This window comes from Neobacillus drentensis, assembly GCF_036965425.1.
Lineage (GTDB): Bacteria > Bacillota > Bacilli > Bacillales > Cytobacillaceae > Neobacillus > Neobacillus drentensis_F.
Window position 1 is genome coordinate 1 of record NZ_JBALPP010000121.1, and the last position, 15,676, is coordinate 15,676.

Consider the following 15,676-nt stretch of genomic DNA (forward strand, 5'->3'; position numbering starts at 1 on the left):
AAATAAAACTTATTATTATGTTGTTAAGGGGTATATAAGATTATGGTTAAAATAGCCAATCCAAATGAAACGATAGAAACACTAAAACAAAAAACTGTTTCTATATATGAATATTTATTGGGACAAGAGGATCAGCAGCAAGCAGAAAAGGTGAAACAACTAGCCCAAAAATTAGAAAATCGTGAGTTCACTATTGCCTTTTGCGGACATTTTTCTGCTGGAAAATCGACGATGATCAACCAGGTCGTCGGCGAAAATTTGCTGCCATCAAGCCCGATACCAACAAGCGCCAACCTAGTGAAAGTAAAATCTGGGGAGGAATACGCCAAAGTGTTTTTCAAAAATGAAAAACCAAGGCTTTATTTAGCCCCCTATGATTATGAATTGGTCAAAAACTTTTGCAAAGACGGAGACCAAATTGAGGAAATTGAGATTAGCCACAGTGATTCACATTTACCGCCTAATACGGTGATTATGGACACTCCTGGTATCGATTCAGCTGATGATGCTCATCGAATAGCAACTGAATCAGCGATTCATCTCGCCGATTTAATTTTTTATGTGATGGACTATAATCATGTTCAAGCTGAATTAAACTTTTTGTTTACAAAAGAACTTACCGAAGCAGGCAAAGAAGTATATTTGGTCATCAACCAAATCGATAAGCATAAAGATGAAGAATTAAGTTTTTCAGAATTCCAAAAAAGTGTTATCGATTCCTTTGCTTCATGGGGTGTAAAGCCTGCAAGGATTTTTTATACTTCCTTAAAATATAAGGACAACCCATTTAATGAATTTCACGATCTTCAAGAATTCATTGCTGAAAAATTAGCCGCAAAAGATCAATTTTTGCTCCCATCTATTTTTCATTCTTTGAAAAAAATAACTCATGACCATTTAAATGACTTAAAAAAAGCAGAAGAAGAAAAGCTTGCTCTAGCAATGGATTTATTAAATGAGTTACCCGATCATGAGAAACAGACTTTGTCAGCATCCTATCAAAATATCACTTCTGATTTGAAGAAATTAAAGGAAGGAGTAGGTGATAAGGAAAAAGATTTCGATCATGAAATAGCACAAATTATGAAAAACGCCTATCTCATGCCGTTTCAAACAAGGAATTTGGCGGAGGGCTATTTAGAATCGTGTCAGCCGGAATTTAAGGTTGGATTCCTCTTCTCTAAACAAAAAACACAAGAGGAAAGGGAAGCGAGGTTGGACCGCTTTTATCAAGATATTCTTGATAAAACGAAATCACAGCTTGAGTGGCATTTACGGGAATATTTACTGCGGACCTTGAAGGAAACCAAGCTTGATCAAGGTGAACTACTAAGTTTGGCTCAGGGATTTTCGGTTCCTGTCCCGCTTGAAATTTTACAGAAAACAGTTAAGGCAGGTGCCCGTTTGTCAGGAGAATATCTTCTCCATTACACAGACGATGTCGCAAATGAAATAAAGAGGATTGCGAGAAATCAATTAAGTGAATTTAAAGCTCGATACTTAGATTCCTTAACGGAACAAAATATCAAATTAAAGAATCTGTTCGAAAAGGAATTTAGCAATGTCGAGAAATACGTAAAAGCCTTATCAGAATTAACCAATTCCGAACAAAACTTGATGAGTATCGAAAAACTCATTTCGGAGATGCTGACACAATCAGAAGGTCTAAAGGAAGATTTTTATCACTTGTTCAGCCAAACGGAAGTAGAAGAATACGAATTAATCAAATCTGAAGGAGAAACAGCTGTTGCTAAAAACAACAACAGCATGCCTGTCCCTTCCGTCCAGGCAGAGATTCTTCCTCTTAAAGAAGCAAAATCGTTTCAGCCAATTGCAGAAAATCGTTTGCAAGTAACCATTGATCGCTTGCATCATGCTTCAAAGCTGATTCAAACTCTGCCCGGTTTTAAAAAGCTTTCACTAGAATTAGTCGAAAAAGCAAATAGATTGAATAATAAGGGATTTACCGTTGCCTTATTCGGTGCATTTAGTGCAGGAAAATCTTCTTTTGCCAATGCCTTGATGGGGGAAAAAGTGCTGCCTGTTTCGCCAAATCCGACAACGGCTGCCATTAATAAAATCAAGCCAGTAACTGATAAAATTCCTCATGGAACGGTATTAGTGAAGTTTAAAGAAAAAAGCACCATGCTCGAGGATGTAAATCGTTCCTTGAAGGTTTTTGAGTTTCATGCTGACGATTTTGCAGAAGCTTCCAAGAGAATTGATCAAATTATGCTTGGGGAAGGTCAAGCAGGAGTTTTGGAAAAGACCCATTTTGCTTTTCTGCAAGCCTTTAATAAGGGCTATGATACCTTTGTTAATCAACTTGGGACCATCATGGAAACTGATTTAACCGAGTTTCAAGAGTTTGTTGCAAAAGAGGAAAAATCTTGTTATGTCGAATGGATTGAGCTTTATTATGATTGTGAGTTAACACGCAAAGGCATTACCCTTGTGGACACTCCAGGAGCGGATTCCATTAACGCCCGTCATACAGGTGTTGCATTTGATTATATCAAAAACTCAGATGCGATCCTGTTTGTCACATATTATAACCATGCTTTTTCAAAAGCAGACCGGGAATTTCTGATCCAGCTGGGGCGTGTCAAAGAATCATTCCAAATGGATAAGATGTTCTTTTTGATAAATGCCATCGACCTTGCTGAAAATGAGGCAGAGAAGGATGCAGTTGCCGCTTATGTAGGTGAACAGCTTGTTAAATATGGCATAAGAAATCCGCACCTCCATTCCTTATCGAGTTTGCTCGCATTAAAAGAGAAAACCAATCCGACACATGATAGAAGCTCTGGAATGGCGAATTTTGAAGATGCGTTTTATCATTTTATTACCAATGACCTTACAGAAATGACTGTTTCTTCTGCGGAGGCGGAATTATCTCGTGTTCAGGGGCTAGTGAACAAACTAATTCAAAATTCAAAAGAAGACAAGTCAATTAAGGAACAAAAGCGGCTTGAGATCGAAAAACAAAAGGCGGTCATTCAGGGATTGTTTGAACAACAAACACCTGAGGCTATTCAAAACCGTTTATATCAAGAGGCTGAAGAATTAGTTTATTACATCAAACAACGAGTATTTTTAAGGTTTGGCGATTTCTTTAAAGAAGCATTTAATCCTTCAACCCTAAGAGACGATGGCCGAAATTTGAAAAGGGCGTTGCAGGGTGCGCTGGATGAATTTCTAGAAAGTCTCGGCTTTGATTTGGCTCAGGAAATGAGGGCAACAACCGTAAGATTAGACAGGTTCATCGAAAAACTTTTTGTGGATTATCAATCTGCTGTTACCAGGAAATTTCTTGAAATTAATCAAGACCTGTCTTTTTCAACGTTTGAAATATTACATGGAGAGGATATTGATTTTCAAACAGCCTTTACAAGCTTAAATAATCAACAGTTTTCCAAAGCATTGTCGTATTTTAAAAATCCAAAATCATTTTTTGAAAAAAATGAAAAGAAGTGGATGAGTGAAGAGCTTTATAATACATTAAATCCTCTTGCAGATGACTATCTAAAGCAGGAAACGAATCTTCTAAAGGGACATTATGATAGGAAATTATCAACTGAATTTAGCCGTTTGTTAAATCAAATGGAGGAGCAGGTGAAGGATTATTATCAAGGCCTTCTTGCTGCATTAGAAGGCGGAGTCTCCATTGAACTTTTGACCGAAATTCAGAAGCAATTACAAAAATAATATGAAAATGGGGGGAAGATTTTGAAGTTTATTCTGGATAAAGAATGGTTACACAAAAATTTACAAGATAGTCATGTAAGAATTGTTGATTGCCGGTTTTCATTAGCCGATCCTGAAAAAGGAAGAACAGAATATTTAGCTGGCCATTTGCCTGGCGCTGTCTATTTTGATCTGGAAAAAGATCTATCAAGTCCTGTCCAAGAGCATGGCGGACGCCACCCCCTGCCAGAATTAACGGAATTAGTCGACAAACTGGAAACTGCAGGAATAGATGATGAAAAGGTAATTGTCGTCTATGATAATGGTGAAGGTGCATTTGCTGGCCGGTTTTGGTGGCTCCTACGTTATCTTGGACATGAACAGGTATATGTACTAGATGGGGGTTTTAAACAGTGGGTAGAAGCAAATTATCCTACAACTGCGGTGCTGCCGTCCTTTGAAAAAGAAAAGTTTAACATCCAATTAAAGCCGGAAATAATGGCGGACATTGAAGAAGTGAAAGAAGCAGTTTTAGGGAAAACCGATGTCGTTGTAATTGATTCACGTGAAGAAAAGCGGTATTTAGGCATTGAAGAACCAATTGATAAGAAAGCAGGCCATATTCCAGGGGCAATCAATAAACCTTGGATGGCCGGTTTAAATAACGGGAGCTATAAAAGGGAGGAAGAACAAAAAGAGCGGTTCTCGGATGTTGGAGAAGACAAGAAAATTATTGTTTACTGCGGCTCTGGCGTAACTGCAACTCCTAACTTCCTCGCTTTAAAGGAAGCCGGGTATGACAATGTAAAGCTTTACGTTGGAAGTTTTAGCGATTGGATTTCCTATGAAGAAAATAAAATAGAATAATTTTTGACCCCAGATTATGTTATAATGGAGAACGTGTTGTTTTTCTACCAACAATTTTAGGAGGTCAAAAATGAACAATATTCAAAAGCCTTCACTTATGCTAGTTGATGGAATGGCCTTGTTATTCCGCGCGTTTTATGCAACGGCGGTAACAGGACAATTTATGATAAATTCTAAAGGAATTCCTACAAATGGAATCCATGGTTTCATAAAGCATTTATTTACAGCCGTATCTTCTTTTAAACCAACCCACCTTGCTGTTTGTTGGGATATGGGCAGTAAAACCTTCCGAACAGAATTATTTGATGCTTATAAAGGGAATCGCGGCGAGGCTCCTGTTGAGCTCATCCCGCAATTTGATTTAGTAAAAGAGGTCGTTGCCTCATTTGACATACCCAATATTGGACTAGAAGGGTATGAAGCAGATGATTGCATCGGAACCATTGCCAATCAAATCAAAGAATATGCAAATGTTTCGATTTTGACGGGTGATCAGGATATCCTTCAACTCCTTGATGAGAGTATCTCCGTTATCCTGTTGAAAAAAGGTTATGGAAATTACCATGTACACACGCCGCAAACCTTCTGGGAGGAAAAAGGAATTACACCAAGGCAGATGATTGATTTAAAAGCTTTAATGGGTGACCCTAGTGATAATTATCCGGGAGTTAAAGGAATTGGTGAAAAGACAGCATTAAAGTTACTTCAGGAATTTGATCATGTCGAGGGAATTATCGCAAACTTGGACCGGCTGTCTAAATCCAACAAAACTAAAATTGAACAGGATTTAGAAATGCTTCACCTTTCTAGAAGGCTTGCAGAAATTAAATGTGATGTTCCCGTAAGCTGTACCTTAGAAGATGCTGGACTCAAAATTGAAAAAGAAAAAGCATTAAATAAATTAATGGAATTAGAGCTTCGCGGCCTGCAGCGTTTGCTGCCGCTTGATGAAGCATATGTTTCCTAATAGCAAGTAAGGTTAATCTGGCTGCCTGTCATGGGCAGCCAGATTTTTATTTATTTTGTATTTTTCTTCTTGGCTGCATTTTCTAATTTACTTTTCGGTTCCTCAGCAAATTCCGCATCCTGACCGTAACCTTGTGGATTAACACCGGGTGCTTTAACACCACGACTAGCTCCGACTTTTTTACCCATATCCATCACCTCCTGCTTGGATAGTATCTCCATAAGGAATAATAAAACTCAGCCTTTCTAACAATAAAGGCAGAGGTGATAAAATGAACAAAGGTGTTTATTTAGCCCTTTTTAGCATTGCACTGGCACAGGGTGTGAAAATTCCTATCCACTATTTTAAAAAGAAGGAATGGCGTCCAGAGCTTTTTTGGGGGACAGGTGGGATGCCTAGTTCTCATTCAGCGGGCGTATCAACCTTAACAACGTATATTGCCCTGCAGCGTGGGCTGCCAACGGTAGATTTTGCCCTATCCCTTGTTTATGGGCTGATCGTCATGTACGACGCTCAAGGGGTTAGAAGGCAAACAGGAGATCTCACCTTAAAGGTGAACTCAATGAATGATCTAATTGAAAAGATACAAAAAGATGAAAGTGTAGAATTTAAAGAAGAGAAACCCAAAAAGCTGAAAGAAATGCTAGGTCATGAGCCAGAAGAAGTAATTGGCGGAGCACTTTTAGGGGTCCTAGTGGGAATTTTAGGCCATAAATGTACAAAAAAGAATAGAAAAATCCCCAAATTTACGTTAAGATTCTAAAGGGACGCTTTTAGACTGCAGGGAGAGGGATGGAACGTAAATGCGGACGGTAGAAGATTATTTACACTTCTTGAAAGGAAAGGGATTTCAGTTTCAAGAAGATGCCATTGGATTTATTTTTTTCGGGAAACATTATACAAATGCTACCGATGAAGTCATTAATACGGCAATTGAACTAACTTTAAAGGCGCAGAAAACCTTTGATGGCAGTTTTTATGTTTCATTGCTGGAAACATTAGCTTCAAATAGGATTAAAACCAGAAGCGGCGCCATAAAGTTCGTTAAAGAAAAAGAACTGCTTGCTTTATAAGTCGCTATTTTACGCACAGATACAGAAAAACTCCCTTCCAAAATGGAAAAGGGAGTTTTTTTATCCTTCGATACTCTTATTTTTTTTAAGGAAAGGGATTTTGTTAACCGGCATCTCTGCAAAGATCATTCCCATAAAAATAAGTATGCAGCCAAACAATGCACTGACGGAGAGGCGTTCATCTGCCCATAGGTAGCCAGCAATTGCAGCAAAAACAGGTTCCATTGCGAAAATTAAAGCAACCCTGGTTGCAGACGTATATTTTTGAAAATTGGTTTGAATAAAAAAGGCCATGGCAGTGGCGAAAACACTTGTGATTATTAATGCAAGGATGACTGAATTCGATAATAAATTAGTCATGTTAAAGGAATTTTGCCAATCCTCAAATAGAAAGGAAGAGATCATCGATAAAACGGCAACGGTTGTAATCTGAATGACCGTTAATAATAGTGATGGATACTTGCTTGAAAATTTACCAGTAAAAATGATATGCATGGCAAAGCTAATCGCACAAATAAAAACAAATCCATCGCCAATATTTAAGGAACTTACATCCGTCATTGTCAGCAGGAATAAGCCAAGTGTAGCGGTAATCACACCTAATACCGCATTCCGGCTGGGCATTTGCTTTAATAAAATCATTGAAAATAACGGAACCAATACGACGCTTAATCCAGTGATAAATCCAGCCTTTGAGGTGGTAGTATATAATAGGCCGATCGTTTGTGTTACATAACCAAGGAACAGCCAAAAACCAATTAAGACTCCTGATTTAATTAATTTGAAGTCCAAAAATTGTAATTGCTTTCTCTCAAAAATAAGCAGGCAAATAATTAGTAATATTGCTGCAATGAAGAAACGAATCCCGTTAAAAGCAAAGGGAGAGAGAAAGTCGATGGCATTTTGTACTAATACAAAAGTGGTTCCCCATATTAACGTGACAAGAAGCAAACTTAAATCAGCATAGATAGGTTTTTTCATGGTGTTGATTGCTCCCCAATCTCATTTTTTTGAATGGCCTGTCTGGCAAGCTCATCAGCTGTTTTGTTTTCAGCACTTGGTATCCACTTCATAAAAAATAAATCAATCCGATTAGCTAATTGCAATGCTGTTTCAAGCAATGGAGAATAAAGCTTGTTTTTAACAAATTCTTTTTCGACAGCCTTGTTAACCAATTCGGAATCAGTCCGAAAAGAAATAACAGCGTCAGCAAATCCCTTTTCTAGGCAAATCTCTAACGCTTTAATAAAAGCGTGAAATTCCGCTTCATGATTTGACATAACTCCAAGGGGAATTGAATATTTTTCAACTATTCCGTTTCCTTTAATGAAAATACCTGCACCGCTAGGACCAGGATTACCGGCACTGGCTCCATCAATGTAGACCTCAATCAATTTACGTTTCCTCCAACAATGTAATAATGAAAGTTTATCATATTTTAAAACAGTCATGCAGGAAAATATTTTTTATATGGCACAAGTGGGTATGATAAAAAAGAATATATATAATGGTGACTGAAATTTTCATGAAGGACTGAAAACAATGAAATATAGGCTTGAGTGGTATCATAAATTAAAAAGTAATGAAAAGGTCCAATTCTCATCTGAATGGGTCTCAGGGGAAACAGCCATTGAGATAGGTGAGGATTTGGAGCGCTCCGGGAAAATAACGGACTTGTATTTTTATGATGAAACAGGAACCTCTTGGATATTAAAGGAAATGAGGAAACTGTTAACAGAAATTGAAGAGGACCCACATGATATTATTGTATTTTTTGACGGGGGCTTTCAAAAGGAAACAAATGAAGCTGGTCTCGGAGCGGTTATCTTTTTTAAGCAAGGGAAGAAGAAATACCGGATTCGAGCTAATGAGCGATTTAATGAAATGGAAACTAACAATGAAGCCGAATATGCTGCCTTTTATTATGCTTTAAATATTTTAGAGGATTTAGGTGTTAAACATTTATCCTGTGAATTTAAGGGGGACTCGCAGGTTGTGTTAAAGCAGCTGGAAGGGGATTGGCCGTGCTATGAAGCAACGTTAAACCGCTGGCTGGATCGAATCGAGGAAAAAATCAAAGCACTTGGTCTTATACCTAAATATACGGTCATTCCAAGAAAAGAGAATAAAGAGGCAGATAAGCTGGCTACCCAAGCACTAGAAGGAAAAGAAATCTTTGCCAAAACATTAATCCTATAACATTGGGGGTGTACGGAATTAGTGAAGGATCAAGCCAGAAAAGAACTTTTAAGTCAGGTCGAAAACATGATTAATCATTACTGTGCAGGTTGCTTTTTGCATCAATATTTGAAAAAAGAAGGCGGACGGAGGGCAGCGCACCGTTTTTGCATTTCACAATGCACCGTTGGAGAAAAGCTGCAGGAGTATGGAAAAAAACTGACGAATTAAAAAGGCTGACGAAATCGTCAGCCCTTGAATGGTTATTATTAGGATTATAGTTTTACAACGTTAGCTGCTTGTGGTCCACGGTTTCCTTCAACGATTTCGAAAGAAACTTCTTGGCCTTCTTCTAATGATTTGAAGCCTTCGCCTGTAATAGCGCTGAAGTGTACGAATACATCGTCTCCGCCTTCAACTTCGATAAAACCAAAACCTTTTTCATTGTTAAACCATTTTACTTTACCGTTTTGCATGTACTTGTTCCTCCTAAGCCTTTCAAGACACCCCTTTATTGGTGCCAAAGATGAATATTATCATGTTCGGATACATGATGCTTTAAATATACAATAAGGGAAATGGACAGTCAAGGAATGGCAGCGTTTTTTTATCCAATTCATAACATAAAATTCCTACTTTTTCATATGTTTAATTAATAAATTTTACATGATTGGGTGGGGAAATCATGTATCGATTTTCGATTGACGGAGATGAATGGATCTTAAGATTCTCACCACAGATAATAATTGAAGCAGACGAGAAACAGGCAATCTTTATGTCCTTGCAGCAAATGAGTCATAAACTTGCCACTTTTTCGCATGGAGATGCATTTATTATGTTTAACAGGAATATCGGGGCGATTGTCTTTAATGTAGAAAGGATTCCATCATTTATATTAACTGTTTCAAATATTATTTCAGAAGAAAATTGGTATATTCAGTAGTCATGGATAAACGTAAACCTTTTCGGGCCTCTAAACGGAAAGGTTTTTTTATGGATATGATTATTACTTTACGAGGATAGTTCGAAATAGGTAAAATGATAGCGGAGATGTTTAATCAAAAGGGGACAATTAATATGAAGCTAATTATTGCTGAAAAACCAGATCAGGGTTCAACGCTGGCGTCCATTTTTAAGCATAAAAAACAAAACGGCTTTATTGAAATTTTTCCAAATGAACTTTTTTCAAATGGTGCCTATGTAACCTGGGCTATTGGACACATTTGCCAATTAGTTCCTCCGGAAAAATATCAGCCTGGCTGGAAAAAATGGTCCTTGGATAATTTGCCGATCATTCCAGAACAGTTTGAATATGAAGTCACGAAAGATAAAGCAAAACAGTTTGCGATTATTAAAAAGCTTGTTTCTAATCCTGCGGTAACGGAAATTATTCATGCCGGTGATGCGGGGCGTGAAGGGGAGCTAATTATCCGCAATATTTTAAGATTAACCAAATGCCATAAGCCAATGAAAAGGCTTTGGATTTCATCCTTAACCGCGAATGCCATTCGAGAAGGATTTAAAAAACTACTCGAGGAAAACGATACACGAAGCTTATTTTTTGAAGCCTATACACGTGCATGTGCTGACTGGGTGGTTGGGATGAATGCATCTAGACTTTATAGCCTGCTTCTTCAAAAACAAGGTTTTTCCGATGTGTTTTCGGTTGGAAGAGTTCAGACACCTACATTAGCTTTAATCGTTAAGAGGGAATTAGAAATAGAAAATTTTAAGGCTGAACCGTTTTGGGAGGTTCTTGCTCATTTCTTAATAAATGAAAAAAGATACATTGGGAAATGGCAGAACGATGGTGAAACTCGTGTAAATAAAAAGGAGTTGGCCGAAAAGGTTGCAGCATTTTGCCAAGGAAAACCGGCTGAAGTCGCGGACGTAACCTCCGAGCGAAAAGAATTTTACCCGCCCCTTTTATATAATCTTTCTACTTTACAGGCAGAGGCTAATAAATTATTTAAGTTCCCGCCGAAGAAAACGTTGGATGTTCTGCAAAAACTCTACCAAAAAGGAAATGTTTCTTACCCACGCTCTGACTCACGTTATGTGACAAAAGAAGAAGCGGGCACCTTCCCGGAAATTCTTAATAAATTAGGGCAGCTTAAAGACTATCAAGGCTTTTTCCCATTGCCGATTTCCTCGATTGCAGATAATAAACGGTATGTAAATGAAAAAAAAGTGACCGATCACTATGCCATCATTCCAACTGAGCAAATTCCAACTATGGAAAAGTTAGATCCGGACGAGCGAAAAATTTATGACTTAGTAGTTAAAAGTTTATTAGCGATTCATTACAAAAAAGCCATTTTCGAATATACTACGGTAACAACCCGTGTAGATGGACGAGCCGAGTTTATCTCGAAGGGTAAGGTTCAAATTGAAGAAGGCTGGAGAAAGGTTTTAAAACCAAAGGACCATGATGATGACCCTGCCCTGCCTCAGCTGGCAAAAGGGGAGCAGGGAATTACCGAAAAAGTAGAAGTAAAAGAGAGCCAAACACAGCCGCCCAAGCGATATACAGAAGGGCAGTTAATAACCTTAATGAAAACAGCTGGCAAACATATCGAGGATAAAGAATTAGAGAAAATTTTGGCGAAGACAGAAGGACTTGGGACAGAGGCAACTAGAGCAGGTATTATTACGATGTTGAAGGATCGGCATTATATTGAAGTAAACAAAAATTTGGTGTATGCCACCGCCAAGGCCAAAATATTAATCGGTGCCATTGGTCAAGAGGTCCTTGCTTCACCGGAAATGACAGCCAAGTGGGAGCAAAAGCTGAAGGAAATATCAGACGGCTCCGCTTCACCGAAGCAGTTTATGGAACAGACGAAAAAGATGGTTTTGCACCTAATAACATCCGGAACTGGTCAAGCTAATAATTGGGCTTTTTCAGATGACGTAAGGGAAAATTTTACTCTTGGGAAGAAATCAACGAAGACCAGAACCTTTACAAAACTAGGACCATGTAAGAAATGTGATGGGGCGGTTGTCGATAAAGGCAGTTTTTATGGCTGCTCAAATTATAAAAATAATAAGTGTGATTTTACCATTTCGAAAAAAATCCTTGGAAAGAACATAACCCAAAAGAATATTAAATTACTTCTTAAAGAAGGAACATCAGAACTGATTGAAGGATTTACAAATAAAGATAAAACCTTTAATGCAAAGCTTTATCTCGATGAAAAGGAGCAAAAAATCAAATTTATTTTTGCTGAGCCTGCACCAAAATAAATACCGATGGGATCTGTTTCAGAGATAAAATAGCCTTGTCACTCGTTTTTATCTATAGTAAACTTTTAATGATGATAGTCAATGGAGGGTAAGGGATGCCGACACCGAGCATGGAAGATTATATTGAACAAATTTATAATTTAATTGAAGAAAAAGGATACGCGAGAGTCTCCGATATAGCCGAAGCGTTATCTGTACATCCCTCCTCAGTAACAAAAATGGTTCAAAAGCTGGATAAAGATGAATATTTGGTGTATGAAAAATATAGAGGACTCAGTTTAACTCCAAAAGGTAATAAAATTGGCAAGCGCCTTGTTTTTAGACATGAACTTCTTGAACAGTTTCTCAAAATTATAGGAGTTAAAGATGAAAACATCTATACTGATGTTGAGGGGATCGAGCACCATTTAAGCTGGGATTCCATCGATCGGATTGGGGACTTGGTTCAGTTTTTTGAAGAAAACCCGAACCGCGTGGAAGCATTAAAAGAAATTCAAAAACAAAACGAACAAAATTAAGAGAAGCACCTGGCCTTAGCCGGGTGCTTTTAAAATAAGTTCGGATAATCGTCGAATGACTGAGTGGACTCTGCAGTTAACGATAATGTTCCATCAGCACCCTGAACGGATGATAATCCATCGATTTGACCCGATTCTGCCTCGATTAAAGCCTTTCGATAGGATATAATTCGTCCTTCTGAAGTGACAAAGCTGATAATTTCGCCAAAATGATTACGATGCAATGCGACTATTGTCTCCACGATTATTCCTCCTTTTCGATATATTCTTTCTATATCATACGCAAAATAAACCAAAAAGCACCGGCAAACGCCGATGCTTTCTAATCCCAATTAAATGGGGTTTCCTGATAGACATAATAATTAAGCCAATTTGAAAAGAATAGGTGGCCATGGGAACGCCAACGGTTGATTGGCGGCTGGGTTGGGTCATTGTTTGGAAAGTAATTTTCAGGCATATGAATCTCTAATCCTTTGTTTAGATCACGATCGTATTCCTGTGCAAGTGAATCAGATTCATATTCTAAATGACCAGTAATCATAACATGTTTTCTATCTCTTGAAGCAATTAATAAGGCCCCAGCCTGCTCGGAAGCAGCCAGGAGCTTTAGTTTCGGATTCCTTTTAATCGCTTCAACGGATACATCTGTATACCGGGAATGAGGAGCATAGAACTGATCATCAAACCCTCTAAGTAAGATATCATTTTGTTCGAAAATTCGATGAGCATAAATGCCAGAACATTTACGAGACAATTCAAATTTATCAATATCATAATGATAGTAAAGTGCTGCCTGCGCGCCCCAGCAAATATGTAAAGTGGAAGTTACATTTTTATTGGTCCAATCCATAATTTCTTTAAGTTCAGACCAATACTTTACTTGATCAAACTCTAAAAGTTCAACTGGAGCACCAGTAATGATCATCCCGTCAAATTTCTGGTTTTGAATTTGCGGAAAGGTTGTGTAAAACTGTTCAAGATGCTGTTTGCTTGTATTGGTAGACTCATAAGAGTCTGTTTTTAAAAACTTAACATTCACCTGAAGGGGTGAATTACCCAATAATCTTAGCAGCTGTGTTTCCGCTTTTTCCTTTTCAGGCATTAAATTTAATATAAGTATATTTAATGGCCTGATGTCCTGACTTGTAGCACGCTCATTGTCCATGATAAAAATATTTTCCTGCTCCAAAATTTCCCTTGCAGGCAACAGTTTAGGAATGTTAATAGGCAAGTGACCAACCCCTTTATTATTAAAATGATACATTTATTAATACAACGTTCACCGTTGTCCGTCAATGAATATTTAAAAAATTCATTATTCTTATTATAAACATATATTATAAATTCAGAAAAGATAATAATTTGTTCATAATTAACATTCGGTTTGAAAGCACATTTTTGATACAATGTAGTCGTAGTTATATTCTAAATGCTGAATGTGGGGGATTAGGGTGGTAATGAAAACAACAGTTAAGTCAGACATTGAAATTGCCCAAGAATCAAAAATGCAGCCAATTATCGAGATTGCCAAAAAAATTGGTTTAGAAGAAGATGATCTAGAGCTTTTTGGAAAATATAAGGCGAAAATTTCGAATGTAGCTTTAGCCAAAATTAAGACCAAAGAAAGTGGAAAAATAATTCTTGTGACTTCGATTAATCCTACGCCGGCGGGAGAAGGCAAATCAACCGTAACTGTTGGATTGGGAGATGCCTTCAATCGGATCGGCAAGAAATCAATGATTGCGATGCGCGAGCCTTCATTAGGGCCAACAATGGGAATAAAAGGCGGGGCTACTGGCGGCGGATATTCTCAGGTTCTTCCGATGGAAGATATTAATTTGCATTTTACAGGGGACCTACATGCGATAACGACGGCAAATAATGCCCTTGCGGCTCTTATAGATAACCATCTCCAACAAGGAAATGAACTGGGGATCGATCAGCGTAGAATTGTTTGGAAACGGGCTTTGGATTTGAACGACCGAGCATTAAGAAAAGTGATAATCGGCCTTGGCGGTCCTCTGCAGGGTGTTCCAAGAGAAGATGGCTTTGATATTACGGTTGCCTCGGAAATTATGGCAGTACTTTGTTTAGCCACTGATTTAAAGGATTTAAAATTACGCTTATCCCGAATGGTTGTTGCCTATAACTACAAGAAGGAACCTGTAACGGTGGGGGATTTAGGTGTTGAGGGAGCTTTAACCTTGTTATTAAAGGATGCGGTAAAACCAAACCTTGTCCAAACCATTGAACATACTCCTGCCCTGATTCACGGCGGGCCATTCGCCAATATTGCCCATGGCTGCAATAGTGTGATTGCAACGACGGCTGCTGCCAAACTTGCCGATTATGTCATTACCGAAGCTGGCTTTGGTGCTGACTTAGGAGCTGAAAAATTTTTACATATAAAATCTAGAAGTGCTAACATAAAACCGGAAGCGGTTGTTATTGTTGCGACAATCCGGGCCTTGAAAATGCATGGCGGTGTTGCGAAAACGGAATTATCAAAAGAAAACATTCCTGCCCTAACACTTGGATTTGCTAACCTACAGAAACACATTGAAACCATTAAAAGCTTTGGACTGCCAATTGTGGTGGCAATCAACAAATTTATCACCGATACCGACCAAGAGGTCGAGACGTTGTTAGAGTGGTGTAAACGCGAAAACGTTCCGGTTGCCTTGACAGAGGTTTGGGAAAAGGGCGGGGAAGGCGGTATTGAGCTTGCTGAAAAAGTTTTAACCGTCATTGAAAGGGAGGAAAATAAGTTCCACTCCTTGTATGACCTCTCTGATTCCATCGATAAAAAGGTAAGAGCAATCGTCCAGCAGGTATATGGAGGAAAGGATGTTGAATTCTCCCCAAAAGCGAAAAAACAATTGCTGGATTTCGAAAAATTCGGCTGGTCCAATTTGGCTGTCTGTATGGCAAAATCACAATATTCCTTATCTGACGATCCTTCCAAATTAGGGAGACCAATGGATTTTACCGTAACGGTCCGGGAGTTTAAACCATCAATTGGCGCTGGATTTATCGTTGCTTTAACAGGGGAAGTAATGACAATGCCGGGACTGCCCAAAAAGCCAGCAGCCTTGAATATGGACGTGAATGAAAACGGGAATGCATTAGGCCTTTTCTAA

At 38.3% G+C, this 15,676-nt stretch carries 17 protein-coding genes; 11 read left to right on the forward strand and 6 right to left on the reverse strand.

Annotation, left to right across the window (positions count from 1 at the left end; translation table 11 throughout):
• Positions 1–42: 42 nt before the first annotated feature.
• From V7161_RS24965 to V7161_RS24975, 3 genes are all read left to right on the forward strand, one after another.
• Complete coding sequence (locus tag V7161_RS24965) at positions 43–3,708, forward strand: dynamin family protein (RefSeq protein WP_335715515.1); 3,666 nt, start codon at positions 43–45, stop codon at positions 3,706–3,708.
• A 21-nt stretch (positions 3,709–3,729) separates the two neighbouring features.
• A complete protein-coding gene (locus V7161_RS24970) occupies positions 3,730–4,554 on the forward strand; it encodes a sulfurtransferase (RefSeq protein WP_335715516.1) in 825 nt (274 codons plus the stop codon).
• A gap of 70 nt (positions 4,555–4,624) precedes the next feature.
• Positions 4,625–5,521: a 5'-3' exonuclease gene (locus V7161_RS24975; protein WP_335715517.1), complete on the forward strand. Its 897-nt coding sequence runs from the start codon at positions 4,625–4,627 to the stop codon at positions 5,519–5,521.
• Between the two features lie 50 nt (positions 5,522–5,571).
• Here V7161_RS24975 and sspL read toward each other — a convergent pair whose 3' ends face one another.
• The gene (sspL, locus tag V7161_RS24980; protein WP_289985394.1) at positions 5,572–5,709 is read right to left on the reverse strand and encodes a small, acid-soluble spore protein L; all 138 of its coding nucleotides are present in this window, start codon (positions 5,707–5,709) and stop codon (positions 5,572–5,574) included.
• Between the two features lie 83 nt (positions 5,710–5,792).
• On the opposite strand from sspL, the gene V7161_RS24985 reads away from it, so the two are divergent.
• Entirely contained in the window at positions 5,793–6,284 is a 492-nt protein-coding gene (locus tag V7161_RS24985; protein WP_335715518.1) for a divergent PAP2 family protein, read from the forward strand.
• A gap of 40 nt (positions 6,285–6,324) precedes the next feature.
• On the forward strand, positions 6,325–6,594 hold the full coding sequence (locus tag V7161_RS24990; protein WP_223593378.1) for a DUF6123 family protein: 270 nt from the start codon (positions 6,325–6,327) through the stop codon (positions 6,592–6,594).
• Positions 6,595–6,654: 60 nt separating this feature from the next.
• Here the strand turns inward: V7161_RS24990 and V7161_RS24995 are convergent, their stop codons facing one another.
• Entirely contained in the window at positions 6,655–7,575 is a 921-nt protein-coding gene (locus V7161_RS24995) for a DMT family transporter (RefSeq protein WP_335715519.1), read from the reverse strand.
• A complete protein-coding gene (locus tag V7161_RS25000; RefSeq protein WP_335715520.1) occupies positions 7,572–7,988 on the reverse strand; it encodes an RNase H family protein in 417 nt (138 codons plus the stop codon). The genes V7161_RS24995 and V7161_RS25000 overlap by 4 nt, the downstream gene beginning before the upstream one ends.
• 148 nt (positions 7,989–8,136) lie before the next feature.
• Between V7161_RS25000 and V7161_RS25005 the strand changes: the two genes are divergently transcribed.
• Together V7161_RS25005 and V7161_RS25010 are read left to right on the forward strand one after the other, a co-directional pair.
• Positions 8,137–8,793, forward strand: a complete 657-nt coding sequence (locus tag V7161_RS25005; RefSeq protein ID WP_335715521.1) for a reverse transcriptase-like protein — start codon at positions 8,137–8,139, stop codon at positions 8,791–8,793.
• A 21-nt stretch (positions 8,794–8,814) separates the two neighbouring features.
• The gene (locus tag V7161_RS25010; protein WP_335715522.1) at positions 8,815–9,003 is read left to right on the forward strand and encodes a zinc-finger domain-containing protein; all 189 of its coding nucleotides are present in this window, start codon (positions 8,815–8,817) and stop codon (positions 9,001–9,003) included.
• Between the two features lie 44 nt (positions 9,004–9,047).
• On the opposite strand, the gene cspD is transcribed toward V7161_RS25010, so the two are convergent.
• Entirely contained in the window at positions 9,048–9,248 is a 201-nt protein-coding gene (gene cspD / locus V7161_RS25015) for a cold-shock protein CspD (RefSeq protein ID WP_026563856.1), read from the reverse strand.
• 209 nt (positions 9,249–9,457) lie between these two features.
• Here cspD and V7161_RS25020 point away from each other — a divergent pair, with 209 nt between their 5' ends.
• From V7161_RS25020 to mntR, 3 genes are all read left to right on the forward strand, one after another.
• Positions 9,458–9,715: a hypothetical protein gene (locus V7161_RS25020; protein ID WP_335715523.1), complete on the forward strand. Its 258-nt coding sequence runs from the start codon at positions 9,458–9,460 to the stop codon at positions 9,713–9,715.
• 134 nt (positions 9,716–9,849) lie between these two features.
• Positions 9,850–12,018 (forward strand): DNA topoisomerase III, encoded by a 2,169-nt coding sequence (locus V7161_RS25025; RefSeq protein WP_335715524.1) that lies wholly within the window; start codon positions 9,850–9,852, stop codon positions 12,016–12,018.
• A gap of 95 nt (positions 12,019–12,113) precedes the next feature.
• A complete protein-coding gene (mntR, locus tag V7161_RS25030) occupies positions 12,114–12,536 on the forward strand; it encodes a transcriptional regulator MntR (protein ID WP_223593366.1) in 423 nt (140 codons plus the stop codon).
• Positions 12,537–12,565: 29 nt separating this feature from the next.
• Here the strand turns inward: mntR and V7161_RS25035 are convergent, their stop codons facing one another.
• Entirely contained in the window at positions 12,566–12,778 is a 213-nt protein-coding gene (locus V7161_RS25035) for a hypothetical protein (RefSeq protein ID WP_335715525.1), read from the reverse strand.
• An 80-nt stretch (positions 12,779–12,858) separates the two neighbouring features.
• The gene (gene metA / locus V7161_RS25040) at positions 12,859–13,767 is read right to left on the reverse strand and encodes a homoserine O-acetyltransferase MetA (RefSeq protein ID WP_335715526.1); all 909 of its coding nucleotides are present in this window, start codon (positions 13,765–13,767) and stop codon (positions 12,859–12,861) included.
• Between the two features lie 226 nt (positions 13,768–13,993).
• Between metA and V7161_RS25045 the strand changes: the two genes are divergently transcribed.
• Positions 13,994–15,676: a formate--tetrahydrofolate ligase gene (locus V7161_RS25045; RefSeq protein WP_420491662.1), complete on the forward strand. Its 1,683-nt coding sequence runs from the start codon at positions 13,994–13,996 to the stop codon at positions 15,674–15,676.